Annotated in this window: 15 protein-coding genes; 5 read left to right on the top strand and 10 right to left on the bottom strand. The window is 58.0% G+C overall.

Going from position 1 to position 18,928, the window contains the following annotated elements; translation table 11 throughout:
- The first annotated feature begins 12 nt into the window (after positions 1-12).
- Both Pan189_RS21495 and Pan189_RS16480 read left to right on the top strand, forming a co-directional pair.
- On the top strand, positions 13-183 hold the full coding sequence (locus Pan189_RS21495) for a hypothetical protein (RefSeq protein WP_310820639.1): 171 nt from the start codon (positions 13-15) through the stop codon (positions 181-183).
- A 34-nt stretch (positions 184-217) separates the two neighbouring features.
- A complete protein-coding gene (locus Pan189_RS16480; RefSeq protein ID WP_145365129.1) occupies positions 218-1,000 on the top strand; it encodes a biotin--[acetyl-CoA-carboxylase] ligase in 783 nt (260 codons plus the stop codon).
- Positions 1,001-1,077: 77 nt separating this feature from the next.
- On the opposite strand, the gene Pan189_RS16475 is transcribed toward Pan189_RS16480, so the two are convergent.
- The 3 genes from Pan189_RS16475 to Pan189_RS16465 form a co-directional block, all read right to left on the bottom strand.
- Positions 1,078-3,021 carry a sensor domain-containing diguanylate cyclase gene (locus Pan189_RS16475; RefSeq protein ID WP_145365127.1) on the bottom strand — a complete coding sequence of 648 codons (1,944 nt, stop codon included), beginning with the start codon at positions 3,019-3,021 and terminating at the stop codon, positions 1,078-1,080.
- 116 nt (positions 3,022-3,137) lie between these two features.
- Positions 3,138-3,506, bottom strand: a complete 369-nt coding sequence (locus tag Pan189_RS16470; protein WP_145365126.1) for a response regulator — start codon at positions 3,504-3,506, stop codon at positions 3,138-3,140.
- A gap of 79 nt (positions 3,507-3,585) precedes the next feature.
- The gene (locus Pan189_RS16465; RefSeq protein WP_145365124.1) at positions 3,586-4,083 is read right to left on the bottom strand and encodes a chemotaxis protein CheX; all 498 of its coding nucleotides are present in this window, start codon (positions 4,081-4,083) and stop codon (positions 3,586-3,588) included.
- A gap of 419 nt (positions 4,084-4,502) precedes the next feature.
- Between Pan189_RS16465 and Pan189_RS16460 the strand changes: the two genes are divergently transcribed.
- Positions 4,503-5,165 (top strand): response regulator transcription factor, encoded by a 663-nt coding sequence (locus Pan189_RS16460; protein ID WP_310820638.1) that lies wholly within the window; start codon positions 4,503-4,505, stop codon positions 5,163-5,165.
- 84 nt (positions 5,166-5,249) lie between these two features.
- Here Pan189_RS16460 and Pan189_RS16455 read toward each other — a convergent pair whose 3' ends face one another.
- The 6 genes from Pan189_RS16455 to Pan189_RS16430 form a co-directional block, all read right to left on the bottom strand.
- On the bottom strand, positions 5,250-7,916 hold the full coding sequence (locus Pan189_RS16455) for an MMPL family transporter (protein ID WP_145365120.1): 2,667 nt from the start codon (positions 7,914-7,916) through the stop codon (positions 5,250-5,252).
- 220 nt (positions 7,917-8,136) lie between these two features.
- A complete protein-coding gene (locus Pan189_RS16450; RefSeq protein WP_145365118.1) occupies positions 8,137-9,618 on the bottom strand; it encodes a sulfatase in 1,482 nt (493 codons plus the stop codon).
- A gap of 83 nt (positions 9,619-9,701) precedes the next feature.
- The gene (locus tag Pan189_RS16445) at positions 9,702-10,388 is read right to left on the bottom strand and encodes a 3-keto-disaccharide hydrolase (protein ID WP_310820637.1); all 687 of its coding nucleotides are present in this window, start codon (positions 10,386-10,388) and stop codon (positions 9,702-9,704) included.
- A 182-nt stretch (positions 10,389-10,570) separates the two neighbouring features.
- Positions 10,571-11,932 (bottom strand): Gfo/Idh/MocA family protein, encoded by a 1,362-nt coding sequence (locus Pan189_RS16440; protein WP_145365116.1) that lies wholly within the window; start codon positions 11,930-11,932, stop codon positions 10,571-10,573.
- Positions 11,933-12,095: 163 nt separating this feature from the next.
- Complete coding sequence (locus tag Pan189_RS16435; RefSeq protein WP_145365114.1) at positions 12,096-12,317, bottom strand: hypothetical protein; 222 nt, start codon at positions 12,315-12,317, stop codon at positions 12,096-12,098.
- A 145-nt stretch (positions 12,318-12,462) separates the two neighbouring features.
- Positions 12,463-12,660: a cold-shock protein gene (locus Pan189_RS16430; RefSeq protein WP_145365112.1), complete on the bottom strand. Its 198-nt coding sequence runs from the start codon at positions 12,658-12,660 to the stop codon at positions 12,463-12,465.
- Between the two features lie 381 nt (positions 12,661-13,041).
- Between Pan189_RS16430 and Pan189_RS16425 the strand changes: the two genes are divergently transcribed.
- Positions 13,042-14,304: a vWA domain-containing protein gene (locus Pan189_RS16425; protein WP_310820636.1), complete on the top strand. Its 1,263-nt coding sequence runs from the start codon at positions 13,042-13,044 to the stop codon at positions 14,302-14,304.
- 205 nt (positions 14,305-14,509) lie between these two features.
- Here Pan189_RS16425 and acs read toward each other — a convergent pair whose 3' ends face one another.
- On the bottom strand, positions 14,510-16,486 hold the full coding sequence (acs, locus tag Pan189_RS16420; RefSeq protein WP_145365108.1) for an acetate--CoA ligase: 1,977 nt from the start codon (positions 16,484-16,486) through the stop codon (positions 14,510-14,512).
- Positions 16,487-16,763: 277 nt separating this feature from the next.
- Between acs and Pan189_RS16415 the strand changes: the two genes are divergently transcribed.
- On the top strand, positions 16,764-18,914 hold the full coding sequence (locus Pan189_RS16415) for an AAA family ATPase (RefSeq protein ID WP_145365106.1): 2,151 nt from the start codon (positions 16,764-16,766) through the stop codon (positions 18,912-18,914).
- Positions 18,915-18,928 lie beyond the last annotated feature (14 nt).

The following is an 18,928-nucleotide window of genomic DNA, read 5'->3' as shown; positions in this document are numbered from 1 at the left end:
CTCGAGGGGAATATGGATAAGAAATCGAAGAAGCAACTCGCCGTGCTGCGGGGGAAGATTCAACGGACCGAACAACTTCTCGGTGCCGCCAAACGACAGACGGACGATCCGGCCGAAGTGACCCGGCTGGAAAAGGAACTTCAGGCGTTGCACACGGAAGTGGAAAAGCTCCAGGTGAAATGACCCGTCGCCCGGCGACTTCGGCGAGAATTCCGCTATGACACCCGAACTGAAGTCGCGGATTGCGACCGAGACGATGGTCGCGGTGATCGATGCCCACGAGTCGCTCGATTCGACGAACGACCGTGCGAAGTCGTTGATCTCGGCGGGAGAAGTCAGCACTCCCGTCCTCGTATTCGCGACTCGTCAGACAGCCGGGCGCGGTCGAGGGGCAAATCGATGGGTCGCTGGCAGCGGATCACTGACGTTTTCGGTCGTGATCGATCCGGCTGATTTTAAGTTGGAGACGGCGGAACTTCCACTCGTGTCATTAATCACCGGATTGGCCGTTCGCGACGCGATTTCCTCAAAACTGGGTGACGTTTGCGTTCAACTGAAATGGCCCAATGATGTCTTAATTAATCGGAAGAAAGTCTGTGGCATACTCGTCGAGATTGAGCGTGCAGGCGCAATTCCCTTCCTTGTGATTGGAATCGGAATTAATGTGGGCGTTGACTTTCGAAACGCGTCCGTCGAGATTCGCGATCGGGCGATTTCCCTTAATGACATCGCGGATCAAAGTGTCGACCCTAGCGAACACTTAATCGAAATCTTAATTCGATTGGAATCGGAACTCGGCGACTATCGCGACAGCCGGGCCTTCCCTCGAAAGCGTTACGCGGCGCACTGCGCGCTCACGGGGCGAACCGTCGGGCTCTCATCAGGCGATCGCGTGACTTACGGTCTGTGCCGGGGCGTGGATGACGGCGGCGGGATTACCTTAGAGAATGAGGCCGGTAGTTCGGTCTACTACGGCGGCACGATTACGCATATCGCTTAAATGGTAAGCGGTCGTGGCTGATCCGTTACGGAGAGCTAACTCACAACGCGTCGACCACCACTCCGTTAAAGAAGGTATTATGCCATGGCATTTTCGCGCGGGGCGGGAGCCTCGGCAATATAGGTCTTGAGCAACATCGTAGCGGCCTGCCTCTCCAGCAAGCCCTTCTTAACCAATTCCACCGCCAGTGTTTGCGGACACTCCGACTGCCATGCGAGGAGGTCGGCCACTTGGTCTTCGGTCAGCAGTTCGAGTTGCATGGCAATTTCGCCGAATCTCTTTCCGCTCGATTGCTGCTGCTCAAGAATCTGGTCGACCTCCATCGAATTAAGCACCGTGCGGCGAACGGCCAGGTCACCGATTTTGACGTGCGGGCATTCAAAGTTGACGAGCGCTTTGCTGACGGTCGGGATGTCGAACACGCCCCGATTGACGAGCCAGCGGCTGAAGCGTCGGGCGGTCGTTTTCTGCATCAAAACCCGTTCGGCATCAGATAGCAAGACTCGAACGTGGCATTGGTTGCGGCCGTTCTTTTTCGAGTCGTACATGGCTTCATCGGCTTCGGAGATCAGCTTTTCGGCGAGTTCTGCGGTGTCGCGTTGCGGAATGGCTAACGCGGCTCCTACGCTAATCGTGACCGGAACGTCTTCGCCTTCAAAGACAAACTTCGCCGCTTCCATGGCTGCCCGAATTCGTTCAGCGACTTTGGCGATTCCTTTTTCGGTCGGTGCGGCGACAAGAACCACGAATTCTTCGCCGCCGTACCTGGCGAGCACGTCCGACTTTCGGATGGAACCGCCGAGCAAGCCGGCGGCCTGCTTCAGAACCTGATCCCCGAACTGATGGCCGTACGTGTCATTGAGCACCTTAAATTTGTCAATGTCGGTGAACATGACTCCGATCGTGGCTGCGGCCCGTGCGCATCGATCGAGTTCCCGTTGCAGCGACTCATCGAAGAACGCGCGATTATAGAGCTTTGTCAGCGGGTCGCGAATGGCCTGTTGGGTGAGCTCCTTATTTTTAGATTCCAGCAGCCGGGTTTGCTCTTCGAGTTTCTGCTGTCGAGCCACGGCTTCGGCCGCGGCGGCTTGTTGCCGGAGTGCCAGTTGCGTGAGATGCTCGCTCGCCTGGGCCATTAATTCGTGCGGGTCGCCGAGTCCTTCGGTGTTGAGCGCGAATAGTTCGCCGACGGAGTCGATCTTCTCTTTAGCCTCGCTGAGAAAAGCTTCGAGTTCCGTCTCGTCGAGATCGTAGAAAGCCGCTGTGAGGACTCTTAATCTATCGAGTGCCTGACCTTTGTTGGCTCCGCAGAAGTAGTCTCCGACCGATGAGGCAACGGCTGTGGCATGAATGAGATCGGAATCGTTTGCGGACTCATGCTGCTGAATCAGCTCGAGCGGGTCATGGTGATGGCGGGCAGCGAGAATCGTCGCCGGCGGCAGCGTCCAGCTTTCCATTAGCTTTAGGCCGACTTCGACGTGATTGACGCCGACCATTTCGTTCTCGGTGGCGAACAGGTCGAGGCCGCGTTCCCGCGCCGTTTCAATCGCCTGGCGGCTCTCGTCGGGCACTGTCTTGAGCATCGCGAGACGGCCGAGGTCGCAGAGCAGCCCGGCCAAAAAGAATTCGCTGCCGAGGCTGCCGGGAGTTTTCGTGGCAAGCAGTTCCGCGGTCGCGGCCTGAATGACCGATTGCATCCAGTAGTCGCGATAGTGCTCGACCATCGGGCCGGTGGTCATCGCGGCTTCGACCAGCGAAAAGCTTAAAGCCAGCGACGTGACAACCGTCGTTCCCAACAACGGGACGGCACGGTCGATCGTTGTGACGTTGGATTGGAAGCCGAAATAAGACGAGTTTGTCGCCTTCAGAATTTTTGCGGAGATCGCCGGGTCGGTTCTAATGATCTCGATGAAATCATTGACCTCCGCGTCGGGATTTTTAGAGAGGTCCAGCAGGCGGACGGCGACCGCCGGCAAGGTGGGGAGTTGAGAGGAGGACCAAATTTTTTGGGGATCGACCATGGGACCAGGCTGCCGGAGTCGGCAGTTTCAGAAGAGAATTGAGAGGGGGGTCAGCTGTTTAAAAGAGTAATGCGATCGCAGTCGGTGATGGGCTCAACGCGCCGACTTTCTGTGAGTTAATCCTTTTTGATGCCGCACCATCGTTCGAGCTTTTCCTTCATCGCGTCGGGCGTAAACGGTTTGACGATATAGTCGGAAACGCCAGCCTGAATTGCGGAGACGACCCGCGACCGTTCGGCCTCGGTTGTGATCATAATTACGGGCACGTCCTTATCTCTCTTCCTGATTTCAGTAAGGAGCGTCAGGCCGTCCATTACCGGCATGTTCCAGTCGCTGAGTACGATGTCGAACTCCCCGGAGGCGAAGTATTCAAGGGCTTCACGGCCATCAGCCGCATCGGTGATGTCTTCAACGCCCAACGAATTCAGGCACCGTTTTTGGATGATTCGCATCGTGTGAGAGTCATCGACAACGAGAACTTTCATTGTTCTTCCCAAGTGACTTTCTGTGGCAATGTGGTCGGCGGCTGAGCGGCTCAGGCGGTGTGTGCGGTTAACAGGTTCGTCACGATCGGTCCAAGAATTGACATCCGACATCGATACAGAATGGTCCGATTTCCGACTCAAATTCGATCGCGATCGGCTGCACCCGCGCGGGATAGTGAACGGTGTGAGCGGGACCGGAGACGATGTTCGGGATGCTGATCGACAGTTCGAGTTCCGCCAGTTTTGCTTTAGCCGCTCCGGCGATCATGTTGGTCAGTTCGCCGACCGCATCGCATACGTCAGGGTCGACGCGCTCTGCACGGTTGCCGGTCATCCGCTCCAGTACCGCGATCGCCGCCGGCTCTGACAGGCTCATCACGATCGTCCCGACGCGTTTGCCGGTCACTCCGATGATCGCGCTGACGTCGTAAGGCGCGGACGTGGTATCGCGAATCGAAAGTGACTTCCGCCGCGGTACGCAGCCCACCATCATTTCGAAGACCGAGTGCGCAGCGCCGAGGACCGGGTTGATAAATTCGGCGGTGGCGGTCGACTGCTCTTGAAGCGTCGCAGGCATATCGGGCGTCCTTGAACAGCGCAAAGGAAATGGTCGCAAGCGGCTGACGTTTCCAACATGCGACATCGCAGCCTAGTCCGCAAAATCGGACGATGCGGCGGCGATCCCGTATTCCCGAGTCAGGGGCCCGATCTTTACGGCCCGGCAATAGGCGATGTGACGGTTGGAGAGGATGCGACAGAAATTCCGCCCCGCCGGACATCCGCGAAATTCGGCTGCTCGTCAAAAATGGGGTATTTCACCTATTCAACAGTCAGTCGTCTCGTAAGAATAAGCAACATCTGATACGTCCCGGGCCAACCTCCCATCTCGCCCGGACGCGAACGGCCAGGAACGATCGATGAGCGTCACCTCTTTGCAATTCCATGCGCTCCTGCCCGCGTCGTACTGCCCACATTCTCTCATCGCGGGGCACCAACATGATTTCAACGCAGCAGTGTCGCATTCTGATCTGTGATCCGCACCGATTGATCGTCGAACTTCTGGAACGAGTGCTGAACCTTGATGCCCGTTGCTCCGTGGTCGCCACGACGACGGAGAACGAGCGGTCGGTCGAGCTTGCGACCGAGCATCAGCCCGATGCGGTTCTTCTCGGCACTGCCGATTCCCGCCCCGATGCCTTTACGGTCGTCGGGCAGATCAAGAGCTCCAGCCCGCGGTCGCAAATTATTCTTTTCGGCGATGCCTCGCCTGACATTGTTCTCGATCAGGCGTTGCGGCTGAAGACCTCGGGATTTGTGCTGACCAATGAATCGATCGGCTCGCTGACTGACGCCGTCACGTCTGTCGTGGGCGGGGAGCAGTACTTCTCGCCGGAGATCCGCAACCGGCTCTCATTCGACCCGATGCGGCGGGCTTGGCAGATGCGGTCGCCGTCCCAATTGGCGTCACTGACGAATCGCCAACTCGAAGTGCTTCGGTTGCTCGCCCACGGACAGAGCGTCAAAGAAGTTGCCCGGGGACTGCACCTGTCCGAGAAAAGTGTCGACAGCCACAAATACCGCATCATGTCGAAGCTCAACATTCACGACCGGGTTGAGCTGGCGCGGTTCGCTATTCGCGAAGGCCTGGTTTCGCCGTAATCTGGTTTCGGGGGGACGTGCCCTGCCCGGTGCTTTGGTTGGGGAAGCCGCTCACCTTCTCTGGTCTAAGCCGCTTGGCGCGCATCAGGACGCCTTGGAGCGTTTCTCCACGGACTGTTCGGTGTCATCGATCGGTGAGGCATTCGATTCACTTTCGGGCAGATCGACTCCCACGTCGTCCGAACCGTCGGCTTTCGGCTGGAACGCCCCGAGCCATGGTCCCAACGATCCGAAGTCACCCCGATTCAACATCACCAAGTAAGCGGGAACGATGATTGGTCGCACCACGAACGTGTCGAGCAACACGCCGAAGGCTAAGGCGAAGCCGAGCTGAATCATGCCGCTGAGCGAGCCGAACATCAGTGAGGAAAACGTCCCGGCCATAATCATGCCGCAGCCGGAGATGATCCCGCCGGTCTTCGCCAAAGCGCTGGTAACGCCCGCAACGGGTCCGTGGCGTTGTTGTTCTTCTTCGACTCGGGTGACCAGGTAGATGTTGTAGTCTTCGCCGACCGCCACGAGGATCACGAACAGAAAGACCGGCACCTTCCAGTCCAGCCCGACGAAGTCAGGCGTGAGGGCGGCAAACACGCAGAAGGTCACACCGAAGGTCACCAGATAGCTGAAGAAAACCGTGGTGATCAGGAACGCCGAGATCGCCGCGTTGCGGAGCAGAATGACGAGAACGGTGAAGACCCCCGCCAGCACGAGCAGATCGATCAAGACTTGATCCTGGGCCGTGACTTCACGCAGATCGCGAATACTGGCCGTCGCGCCGAGAAAGTGAATCTGCGAGTCGGTCAGCGACTCCGGCAGAATCTCGGGGACCAACTGCCGTAATTCCTCGATCTTGCGGATGCTGTCTCGCGAGAACGGATCGTCTTCAAAAATGAGGTCGATCCGCGTCGCGTAGGCCTGTTCCGAATCGACCGAACCGACGTAATAGTCTGAGAACCGCTGCGCACGCAGAATCGCAGCCCTTCGTTGAAAGGCGTTGAGCCCTTCCAACCGCTCAACGCCGAGCGGGGCTGTCACGGTTCGCAAATCAGAAATGCCCAACTCTTCGCGACGCTGCCAAATAGAGTCGGTCAGTTCGTCGATGACCGCTGCGCCTTCGGGGTCAGAAAAGTCGATGTCGGGGTTTTCGGGCTGTGAAATCAGCAAGGTCGTCGGGGTCGCGTATCCCGCCGGGAAGTGGTCGGAAACGGCCTCCGCCCCTCGAACGCTGATCTCCGACGGCGGCAATTCCGACAGGAGCCCGTAGGTCAGCCAGTCGTGCCACGCAACTCCGACCGCGGCGAAGGGAGTCATGACCGCAATCGTGACGACCAGCCACTTCAACGGCGCGGCGGCGATCCGATCCGCGGCAACACTCCACGCTTTGCGAAGCTGAGAGCGTTCGAGCAGTCGCGAAATTATATTTGTCGGCGAGAGCCAATTTGCGGCCCGCGTGATGCGTTCGCGCGGGACATGTGGCCAAAATGCGTAGCGGCCGAACATTCGCAGCAGCGCCGGCGTCAGCGTGAGCGTTCCGATCAGCACGACGCCGAGGCTGAACGACATGGCGACTCCGGCCTCACTGAACTTTCCGAATTGGGCGAAGTACATCATGCCCAGGCCGACCATCGTCGTTCCGGCGCTGGCGGCGAGGGCCGGCCCCACATTTCCGATTGCGGCACCAATCGCGCTGCCGAAGTCGCCCCCTTCCTCCAGTTCTTCCCGATATCGGGCCATCAGAAACATGCAGTAGTCGATGCCTGCGCCATACATCACGACGCTGACATAGATTTTGATTCCGTTAAACAGGTCGACCCATCCGGCTTGGGCCGCCAGGGCCAGTAGGAGCAGTGACGTCTTGACGGCAACGAACACGGTGAGCAGCGGGATAATCGCCAGCAGCGGGGCGCGGTAGATGATTAGAAGCAGGCCGATGACCAAGATCGCGGTCGCCGAGTCGGTCGCGCGAGCGCTGTCCTGTGCGGCTTGTCGCAGGTCGTTTCCGACGACGGCCGGTCCTGAGAGGTAAATTTCGAGCCCCGGCGGAATCTTGCCTTCGGCCCGCAGATCGCCGGTGGCCGGGTCAACGAGTTCGGCCAGCGCATTGATCAGCGGCTGATTAACCTTCTCCTGATACTCGGTTTCAAGATTGAGGACGATCAGTGCGGCCGAGCCGTCCTGACTCTGGAGCAGTTCGCCTAAACCGCTGTCTTGATACGTTCGAATATTGGCGACGATCGGGTTGATACTTCCGTCCGGCGATTCGCCGATGTCGGTCACGACTGTCGGAATGTCGGTCTCGATCGTCTCTTCGACTGCGGCGAGCTGAGCGTCACCATCTGACGCTGTCTGTTCCTCTTCGCCGGCCGGGGCCATCCACCCACGCGAGATCACCAACTCGCGAATTCGTGGAATCAGGACGTTGTCGATAAATGTGTAATCGGCAAGTTCCGGGCGCTCGGTGAGGTCCTCGGCGGTGGTCAATTCTTGAGGCTGACCCTCATCATCTACGCCTTTGCGTCGGACGACGACCGCGATTGAACTGCGAGCGAATTCCGATGAAAACGCCGAGTTGAAGGCCTCTTCGGCGACGAGGCTCGGCGATGACTCCGGCAGAAAATCAAATTCGCCGTCTTCAACAACGCTTTGAAACGGCGGCGCGATGATGTAGAGCGAGCAAAGTAGAGCCACCCATAGGACCGGTAGCACGGCCCACGAGCGAGAAACGAGGCGGCCCAGCGAATGAAAAAACATGGGGGGGAAGTCTCATCGCCGCCTTCGCGCTTTGATAAGTCGCGACGACGGGCATTGCGGTCTGAGCAGACCGTCCGGCGAAGACTCACGCTTTCGAGTCAATCTAGGAAACCGGTCGGCGTCCGTGCTGCAAATACGGTAAGTCAGACCCCCGCGCCGGTCAATCGGACGGCCGTGCGAGGCGGATAGCATCCGGTGTGCATTTGATGAGACTGACGCCTCAAAATTGCGGAATCGGGTCGTCCGCCGAGATGTCTTCCCCCTGCCAATTGGGGACGCCATCTTCGTAGATCAGCACGCGATGGCGGCTACCGGGAGCGGGGCGGACATCCTTTTCCGGCAGGTGTGCTCGCATCTTGGTGAGGACGCTCTCGTACTCTGAATTGTCGGCCAGGTTGGTCCATTCCTTCGGATCGGCCTGCATGTCGTAGAGTTCCTCCGCACCATCCACATAGCGAATGTAACGCCAGTCTTTCGTGCGGATGCCGTGGTTGCCCTGGTTATGAGTCGTGATTGCCGGGCGGCCGGTTGGTACAGAGGCATCCTGAAGCTGCGGAGAAAGGCTGACCCCTTCCAGATTGCCGTTCGGAGGGAGTCCGCACAGATCGACGAGCGTGGGGTAAATATCGAGCAGCTCGGCCGGCTCGACGCAGGTCTGCCCCGACGTCACGCCCGGCCCGGCGAAGATCAGCGGAACTCTCGTGCTATCATCCCACAGCGTGTTCTTGCCGGAAATCTCCTTTTCACCAAGGTGATAACCGTGATCCGACCAAAGCACGATAATCGTGTTATCCGCGCGACCGCTTTCGTTCAGTGCCGTCAGGACGCGACCGATCTGCGAATCGACGAAGCTGACGCAGGCGAGATAGGACCGGCACAGGTTGGTCCACTCATTTTCATCGAGCAGAAATTTGAGCCGCGGCTCGGGCAGTTCCCAGTGAATAAACCACGAAGACCGCGGCGTATCGGATCGATCATTAAATAAAATTTCCGGCCGCACCGAATCATCATCCGGATATAGGTCGTGCCACTTCGGCGGGGCGTAGCAAGGCACGTGCGGCAGAAAGTGCCCGAACGAAAGAAAGAACGGCTCGGGCAGGTCACTCTCTAGTTGTTCGACGGCCCAGCTTGCCGTTTGCCATTCTCCCGTCTCTTCATCGGTAGGCGGAAACTTGCCCCAGTCCATCAGTGCATGGTTTTGCGGCGTTTTCACGAACTTCTTTTTGGGACGAACGATCTTCACCGGCGGACCAAGTACGTCGAACTCATCATCTTTCGACTTTCGTCCGTAACCCCCGTGATAAATTTTGCCCGCCGAATAAGTCTTATAGCCGTACTCCCTGAGATACTGTGGGAGCGAGACGATGTCCTTTAATTCGTCGACGTTCCGGAACCATGGAGCGAGACCATAAATGCCGGTCGACGAAGGACGCCGGCTGGTCATGAGGCTCGTCCGCGACGGATTACACAGCGGGGCCTGGCAGTGAGCGTTCGTAAAAACGGTCCCCCGCTCCGCCAATTGGTCGATGTTCGGAGTCTTTGCGAGAGGGTGGCCGCCGAGACAACCGATCCAGTCATTCTGGTCATCGATCGCGATAAAAAGCACATTCGGCTTCTCAGTGGCCATCGCGTCGCCCCTAGTCAAAGCGACTAACAGCGGAGCGAAAAGCAAAACGACCGCGACTGGCAGGGGGCGGGTCATATATCGAATTCCGTAATTAACTGATTTTGAATGCGCTTCTTAAAGAATCAAATCCCCGTCCTCGCGACCGGGGGGTCGGCACATTAATCGAGTTCTTTAATTTTGATGTTCCGCCAGCGGACTTCGTAAGGCCCCTGATTCTTGCCAATGCTGTGCACCTGCAGGCCGATTAATCCTGATTCGTCCATGTCATCGTTGAAGTCCGCGATCTTTACGCCATTGACGAATGACTGGTAATGATCGCCCTTGGCAACGATGCGATAAGTGTTCCATTCGCCGGCCTTATAAGCGCCGGAGACTTCCGGATTTTCTTCATCAACATCGCACAGCCATTTCGTCCGCCGTCCTTCGTCCCAAAAATTGCCGTTCACGCTGTCTCCGCCGCGGCCGTAGGCTCCGATTTCGCACTGCGGTCCATAGACTTCGCCCGCTTTTCGAACGCGCTTCGGGTTCGACTTCTGCGGCGTATCTTCTTCGTAGACGTGGCTGCGAATTTGCACGCCGGAGTTCAATCCCTTGTCGCATTTGACTTCGAATTGAAGCTCGAAATCAGAGTACGGCGCCTTGCACAAAAACGTATTCTTACTGCCCTGCTTCGTCTTGCCGACGATCGCCCCGTCTTCGATGCGGTAAGTCGCCGTGCCGCCTTCGCGGGCCCAGTCATCGAGTGACTCGCCATCGAACAGCGACGTCCACTCGCCGGCCGACGCGGACGTGACGAGAGCTAACATCGCGACGAACGCGACCGCACTGGTTTTCGCAATAGTCATAAAATGCTTTCTTAAAGATCGATGTTGAATTCTGGAGGGTGAAACGGTTGGGGCGGGACGCTGCCAACGAGTACGCCGGTAATGTGCGCAGATCAGTACCTGACGCATCAACGTCCGTTGACCGGTAGCAGTGTGCCCCGGCGTTCGACCCAATGCAAGTTCGGGGCGGCGTCGTCCGGGGTTTACGATGTCGTCTCGGACAGCGTCGGGTGTTTCCAGGGTGAGCGGTAAGGACGGGCCAGTTTTCGGTTGGCTTCATCATCCCCAATGACCTGCCCAGCCACCGCGTCCCAACGGAGGGAGCGTCCCAGTTCGAGTGACATATTGGCGAGGACGCAACTGGCCGTCGAAATGTGTCCCTGCTCGATATCGGCCACGGGACGGGAGCGGTCTTCGATGGCCCGCAGAAAGTCTCGCTGATGTTCTTGATTGGCTCGGATGACGTGCTTTTCCAATCGACTTTCATTTTTCTGAAGCGAGTTTCTCGACGGATCCCAAGGTGCGGGCTCACCACTGAGCGTGGGCCCTTTACCCCACGGGATGAATTCCCATTTCGTCACGCTGACTTTGAGCGTGCCTTTGTCCCCGTAGAGGAATGCCGCCCAGGGATATTCGGGATCGGGGGCGCGGCCCCAAGTTCGATGTGTCCACGTGACCGGAAATTCATTGAACTCGAACGTGGCCGTTTGCGTGTCGGGGATGTTCGCCGCCGAGTCGGTTCGGACGAGGATCCCGCCCGTGGAGGAGACCTGCGTGGGCCAGCCGAGATCGCACATCCAGCGGACCATGTCGAGCATGTGAATGCACATGTCTCCGACGATCCCGTTTCCGTATTGCTGGAACGATCGCCATTGCCCGGGATGCGTTCCGGGGATGTAGGGCTTCATCGGAGCCGGGCCGGTCCACATTTCGTAATCAAGTGATTCCGGCGGCGGCGTAGGAGCCGGGTTCTTCTTCATCCCCATGTGGTAATAGCAGCAAATTTCCGCGTAGCCGATCTTCCCGAGCAAGCCGGGTTGAATGACTTTGTCGCGAGCTTCCACGAGGTGAGGAGTACTCCGTCGCTGCGTTCCGACCTGCACGACGCGGTTTGTCCGACGAGCGGCATCCACCATCGCCTGTCCTTCGACGATGTCCACGCTGATCGGCTTTTGGCAGTAGACGTCGGCTCCCGCTTCGACGGCAGCGATCATGTTCAGGGCATGCCAATGGTCGGGAGTGCCGATCAGCACGATGTCGAACTGGTGCTCCGCGAGCATCTTGCGATAGTCGCCGTAGAGCTGAGGGACGGCTCCCGACTTTTGCCGCTCGGCCGTCATATCTCCGGCCTCGGCGAGCATCTGCGAGTCGACGTCACACAGGGCGATCACGTTGACGTCCTCGACCTCAAGCAGCCGGAACAGGTCGTTCTTGCCGTACCAGCCGCAGCCGATCAGGCCTACTTTCTTAGGCTCTGATGGCTCACCCGCGTAGGCCCCGGCCTGCAGCAGGCTGATCGATGTCGCGGCCGCGGCCGAGTGACCCAGAAAATGACGGCGATTCATGGCACAAGCTCCTCGGTTCTTCCAGCGATCTTTCGGCGACCGGCATTTCGATACATCAACGACTGCTTGAGCATAATCGGAGCGACGTCCGGAATGGAATCGGCGCAAGAAAAAAGCGGCGTCTGGAGACGCCGCCTCAGCAATTCGTATGACCCGACCGCTGCTATTCGTACTCAACAGCGCAGCTCGAACACATCGTCATTTCACGGACGATCTCTTTGCCCGCTCCGCCGCGGTCTTCGACGCGGGTTCGGTGGCGACCGGAACGTCCCGTCGGGACCTCCTTGGATCGCTCGTCATATTCCCGTTCGCGTTGTTGAACGATCACCTTATGGGCAGCTTCGCCGGCCTGGGCCACGGAGCCACATTTATCGCATCGAAACATACATACCTCCCATCAAAACGGCCGTCCGCCCCTGCGTTCGGGACCGACGGCGAAATCGCGACATTTTCCGCGTCGATTTCACGCGACGCGCAACGAAAAGGCCGGTGAGGATCCGTTCCCGCACCGGCCCGATACAAGTTCTGTCTTAGACAGGCTTGACGTTCTCAGCTCGCGGACCCTTCGGCCCTTGGCCTTGATTGAAGGAAACGCTTTGCCCTTCGTACAGCTCCTCGAAGCGAACTCCTTCGAGGCTCGACATGTGGAAGAACAAATCCTTGCCTCCCCCAGTGTCGATAAATCCAAATCCCTTGTCAGTCAGCTTCTTGATCGTGCCTTCAGCCATTGCAGTCTACTTCCAATCAGTAAAGAAAAAACGGCGTCGGCCCGACTGCCAAAGGTGCAGCCGCCTAGCCACGCCGTTGAAGAAAGACTACCGGAGCCGAGAAAAAAAATCAACAACGATTTATCCAGAAGCCGCGAAAGTACTTGCGTTAGAACTCGGTACTTCTCCGTAATATCGGCATTGACGCCGTCTCTAGTCGGGGAAGCTCTTTCGAGCCGTCTTGGTTGCGGATGTCTTCGAAGCGGCGATTCGCAGGGATATATGGCGTATCGGAGGGAACTGGATTTGGCTCCGTCGCGTCCAATGTGACGAATGCGACCATCCGCGATGTCTATTGCGAGACGCACTATTTGTTCTGGGACCCACAAAGGACGACAAGTCATGCGAGTAACGCAACCGGCAATCCGCTCCGCTCTGATTTTTGCGGCAGCGACTGTTGCAGCCGTGATTGCTGCGGCGGTCATGACGCTCGCCGATCATGCCCATGCACAAACAGACGACGCGATGCGGTCACCGGTCGAGGCTTCCCGGCAACCGCGACCTCGGATCGAAGTGGTCTTCGTGCTTGATTCGACCGGCAGCATGAGCGGCCTGATCGCGGCTGCGAAAGAAAAGATTTGGGCGATCGCCAACAGCTTCGCGCAAGCGCGACCGGCCCCTGAAATCAAAATGGGGCTCGTCGGGTATCGCGATCGGGGAGATGAATTCGTGACGAAGGTCACCCCGCTGACCGATGACCTCGACGAGGTGTACGCGAACCTGATGGCCTTGCAGGCCGGCGGCGGCGGAGACACGCCCGAAAGCGTCAACCAGGCCCTGTCCGAAGCGGTCGGCAGCATGAAGTGGAGCAATGACGAGACGACTTACAAGGTCATCTACCTCGTCGGCGACGCCCCGCCCCATCTCGATTATAAAGACGATACACATTACAAGCGGACCTGCGAAGCGGCCGTCCGCAGTGACCTGATCATTAACACGATTCAGTGCGGCCAAATGTCGACGACCACGCCGATCTGGCAGGAGATCGCCGATCTCAGCGAAGGCCGTTACGTGCAGATCGACCAGTCGGGTGGGCACGTCGTTTCTTCGACACCCTTCGACAAGCAAATCTCCGAACTCTCTGAAAAGCTGGATGGCACTCGACTGTATTACGGGACCTCGGAGCAATTGGCCGCTCAGACGGAGCGAAATGAAATGAGCGGCATTAAGAGCATTAAGAAGCAGGCGGCTGAAAGTAAGCTTGATTCGAAGGCATGGACTCGCCTGTCAGCGCGGCGGGCACTGTTTAATTCCGACGTGAGCGGCGGAAGCAATTTCCTCAACGGAGCGGCCAACGAACTCGTACACGCCTTCAATGAAGACGGCTTGAAACTCTCAGAAATCGATGCGAAGCAGCTGCCGGAAGACCTTCGCAAGCTGCCAAAGGAACAACTCGAGAAAGAGTTAAAAGTTCGCTATGAAAAGCGGAAAGAGCTTCGAAAGAGAATTCGCGAGCTCGGTGAGAAACGCCAGAAATTTATCGAGTCAGAGCTGGCGAAGCGCAAAGACGCAACGCCGGTGATTGATGTCGAGCTCTACCGCAATACGCTGGAGCAAGCGGGCAAAAAGGGAATTCAATTTAAGAGCGAAACACCGGCATTCTAGAAGCGGTATCAAATCGCCCAACATACAAGGCGCAAGCCGTCGGGGAAATCGCTGGTTGATCGGCCATCGGCTTGCGCCTCTGGCTGGTATTGAAATCGCTTCTAGCACAAATTTCTGTCATCTTTGGCCGCTTTCAGACGCAAAACGCCTGCCAATTCCTACGAAGCGCTGCCGAAAAACTCGGATCAGGGGTGAGGTTCGCACCTCACCCTTCCTTCTCTTCTCCGCCGCGTAGTTTCATCAGCACGCTGTAATCTTCCAGCGTGGTCGTGTCGCCGACGGTTTCTCGGCCGGCGGCGATGTCTCTGAGAAGACGACGCATGATTTTGCCACTGCGGGTCTTGGGCACTGCGACGGTGAAGCGGATCTGATCGGGCGTGGCGATCGCACCGATCTGCGAGCGGACGTGTTTCTTTAATTCGTCTTCCAGCGCCGCCGGGGCGGCCGCATCGCCTTTTAAGGTGACGAAGCAGCAGATGCCCTCGCCTTTAAGTTCGTGCGGGAAGCCGACCACGGCGGCCTCGGCCACGTCGTCGTGTGAGACGAGCGCGCTTTCGACTTCCATCGTGCTGAGGCGGTGTCCGGAAACGTTGAGCACGTCGTCGACCCGCCCCATCACCCAGAAGTTGCCGTCTTCGTCTTTTCTTGCGCCGTCACCGGCGAAGTACATCCCCGGCAGCTTGCTGAAATAGGTGTCCAGGAATCGGTCGTGATCGTTCCACAAAGTCCGCAGCATGTGCGGCCACGGCTGTTTGATCACGAGCAGCCCGCCTTCGTTCGGGCCGAGCGAATTGCCCTGTTCGTCGACGACGTCGGCCACAACGCCGGGCAGCGGGCGGGTGCAACTGCCCGGTGTCGTTGTTTGAATCCCCGGCAGCGGCGCGAGCATGTGCCCGCCGGTTTCGGTCTGCCACCAGGTGTCGACGATCGGGCATTTTTCGTCGCCGATGACCTCGTGGTACCACATCCACGCCTGCGGATTGATCGGCTCCCCCACGGTGCCGAGCAGGCGAAGGCTCGACAGGTCATGCTGTTTCGGCCATTGATCGCCCCATTTAATGAAGGCACGGATCGCCGTCGGAGCCGTATAGAACGTGTTAACTTTATAAGCTTCAACGATCGACCAGAAGCGGCCTTCATCGGGCCAGTTGGGGGCGCCCTCGTACATTAAGGTCGTCGCGCCATTGGCGAGCGGTCCGTAAACGATGTAGCTGTGCCCCGTGATCCAGCCGATGTCGGCAGTGCACCAATACGTGTCCTCTTCTTTAATATCGAAGGTCCATTTGGTGGTCATCATCGCGCCGAGCATGTAGCCGGCAGTCGAATGCTGCACGCCCTTAGGTTTACCAGTCGAGCCGGATGTATAGAGGATGAACAGCGGATGTTCGCTATCGACCGGCTCGGCTTCGAATTCGCCCGGCTGGCCTTCCATTAAGTCGTGCCACCAATAATCACGGTCGGGCACCATTTTGACGTGCGGGTAATTAATCCGTTTGACGACCACGACCTTCTCGATGGTCGGCGATTTGTCCAAGCTTTCGTCGACAGCTTTCTTGAGCAGAATCTCCGAGCCGCGTCGCCAGCCGCCGTCGGCGGTGATGACCAGCTTCGCCTGCGCGTCGTTATTTCGCTCGGCGACGGCGTCGGCACTGAATCCCCCAAAGATGATCGAGTGGGTCGCCCCGACACGGGCGCAGGCGAGCATCGCGATCGCCAGTTCGGGGATCATCGGCATGTAAAGCGTCACGCGGTCGCCTTTGCCGACCCCGAGTTGCTTCAGCACGTTGGAAAACTTGCAGACCTGCCGGTGCAATTCCTGATAGGTCAGCACCCGCTTGTCGCCCGGTTCCCCTTCCCAGATGATCGCCGCTTTGTTCTTCCGCCATGTCGTCAGGTGCCGATCGAGGCACTGGACCGAGGCGTTGATCTCGCCGCCGACGAACCACTTTGTGTCGGGCATGTCCCCCTGCATGGCCGAATCGAACGGCTTCGACCACGTCAGATTGTCGAGCGCGATTTCTCCCCAGAAGCCCGCGGGATCCTCGGCCGCCCGCGTGCACATCGCCTGATACTGCTCCTCACTGCCGATATTCGCCTGACGAGCGAATTCCTCAGGTGGCGCAAAATGCCGGGTTTCGTGGAGGTGCGATTCGATGTTGCCGTGGGATTCGGAAGTACTCATAGAACGCGCTCACAGATTCGGATTGGCGAGGAGCGGGGGACAACCCGCGGGACTCCGGTCGCTGACGCTCCCGGCTCGCCTGGGATTTGCTATTGATCAACCGATGTGGATGGGATCGTAACAGGGGCGGGCCTCTGTCAAAACTGTGCGGGCCTAGCGAGTGGGATGTGCGTTGCGGGACGGTGCTTTATTGGCGAACCTGAATACGATTCCTGTGTCCAAAGCGGCATTGCGACCCTTCTTCGCGTCGCCGGCAAACACGGCTCGATGACAGCTTATGCCCGAAACCAAAGACGAAGTCCTCCGACCCGAAACGATCTTTGAGCGTGCGGAAACATTCGCCGACGCCGGACGGAACGACCAAGCCGTCGCCGTCCTGACGGAGCTCTTGGCGACCGACCCCGAAAACGCGTCGGCCCTGCGTTGTCGCGGCCGATACTTGATGAACCTCGGTCGGCGACGGGCCGCGCTGGATGACTTCAATACCTGCCTTCAAATTCAAGCGGACGACGCGACGCTCTATGGAGATCGCGGGATCGCTCTTTCATCGCTCGGCCTCTTCGACGAAGCTGAGGCCGATTTGTCGAAAGCCATTGCGTGTGAAGCGACCAACGGCGGTCTGCATCTGTGGCGCGGCTATACGCGGGGGCAGTTGGGGCGACACGACGAGGCCCTCGCTGACTTTATAGTCGCCGAAGAGTTGGATTACGAAGTCCAGACGCTTGCCCAAAACCGTGCCCGCGTTTATCTGGACCTAAACCTGCATGACCTTGCCGCCGACGAATTTCAGCGAGCTGCCGATCACGGCGACGATCGCAGTACCTATCTCAAAAATCTCGCGGAGACTTGTTCGCGGGCCGGTCGTCTCGATGAAGCCGTTGCTGCGATTGGTGAGGCGTTGCGGCTAGATCCGGCGGACAATTCAGCGCGGCGGCTGCGAGCGGACCTCATGGAGCGACTCAGACGACTCACGGATGCTCAAGCCGAGCGCGCTTTGGCCGACGACCTTTATCACCTGTTGGAAAGTAGCAACGGTCGGAAACGACGGACTCGCGAGCGTCAGACCCATCAATTGCTGCGAAGCCATTTCGATACGCACGAGGTCGATGATCTGATCATTCACAGCCGGGCGTTTCCGCCAAGGGTCCGAGCGGATTTGCAACGAGGCATCGATCAATTCGCAACTGGTGATATCGAGCTCGTCCAATTGACAGACGTTAAGACCCGACATTCCCATGAAACGATAACGCTGACTGATGTAATGTCAGAAGATCGGTACGATCCGGCCACGACGTTTCCGGCGTCCTTTGAAGATATTGATATCGGCGAAGAAACGCCGGTCTCCTGCCCGCGTCGCGGGTTATATCTTTTTCGTCAGGGCGCGACGCCGTTCGTGCTGCTAATCACTCCGCCTCCGCGACATGGATGCGAAATTCAGGTCAAAGTGCAAATTGCGGTGCCACCGACCGAAGAGGGCGAGCGAACTGCAAATCATTTCTTAAACTGCTTGAAGCAGGCCGTCCATCAGTCGACCTGCTATCGTGGGAAAATCATATCACTGGAATCGAAAGACTCTTATACCGGTGAGGCCGTCGGCATTCGGGTGCATCGACTTCGGCCGACCGAACGTGAGGACGTCATTCTGCCCGAACGGACGTTGCGGCAGCTCGATCGCAATATTGTCGAGTTCGTCCAGAGCCGATCGGCGCTGCGGGAGGCGGGATTCAGCGGCAAAAAAGGAGTGCTGTTTCACGGGCCTCCCGGAACGGGTAAGACACACACGATTCATTACCTGGCCACACACCTTCCCCGGCATACGACCTTAATTATTTCAGCCGAACAGGTTGGCTTGCTCTCGGACTACATGACGCTGGCCCGGATGCTGTCACCGTCACTGGTTGTGATCGAAGAAGCCGACTTGATTGCCCGCGATCGAGACCAATCGGGTCACGCATTTCAGGAAGTGTTGCTCAATAAGCTATTGAACGAAATGGACGGGTTGACGGCCGAAGCGGAGATTGTGTTTGTGTTGACTACGAACCGTCCCGAAGTGTTGGAAGACGCACTAAAATCGCGTCCGGGACGAATTGATCAAGCGATTGAATTTCCAAAGCCCGATGCCGATTGCCGGCGTCGCCTGGTCCGGCTCTATTCGGGGAGGCTGAATATCTCTGATGAAGTGATTGACTGTGCTGTGACGCGCACCGAGGGTGTGACGGCATCCTTCATCAAAGAATTAATGCGGCGAGCTTGCCAAGTTCGCATCAAGCGAAGTGCGGACGATGCACTTCTGATTGAAGATGTCGAGGCCGCAGTCGAAGAACTGCTGTCCGCTGACGATGGCCTCAGCCGCAACCTGTTGGGCGGAGCCGTATCCCGAGGCGACAGTGGTGAATCGAACACCGGTATTGAGTCCGGAGTCGATTAAGAGGTTGTCACATT

Origin of the sequence: Stratiformator vulcanicus, from assembly GCF_007744515.1 — a bacterium.
In the GTDB taxonomy this organism is placed as follows: Bacteria; Planctomycetota; Planctomycetia; order Planctomycetales; family Planctomycetaceae; genus Stratiformator; species Stratiformator vulcanicus.
Note: the sequence above shows the minus strand (reverse complement) of the source record. Positions and strands in the feature narration are given on the sequence as shown.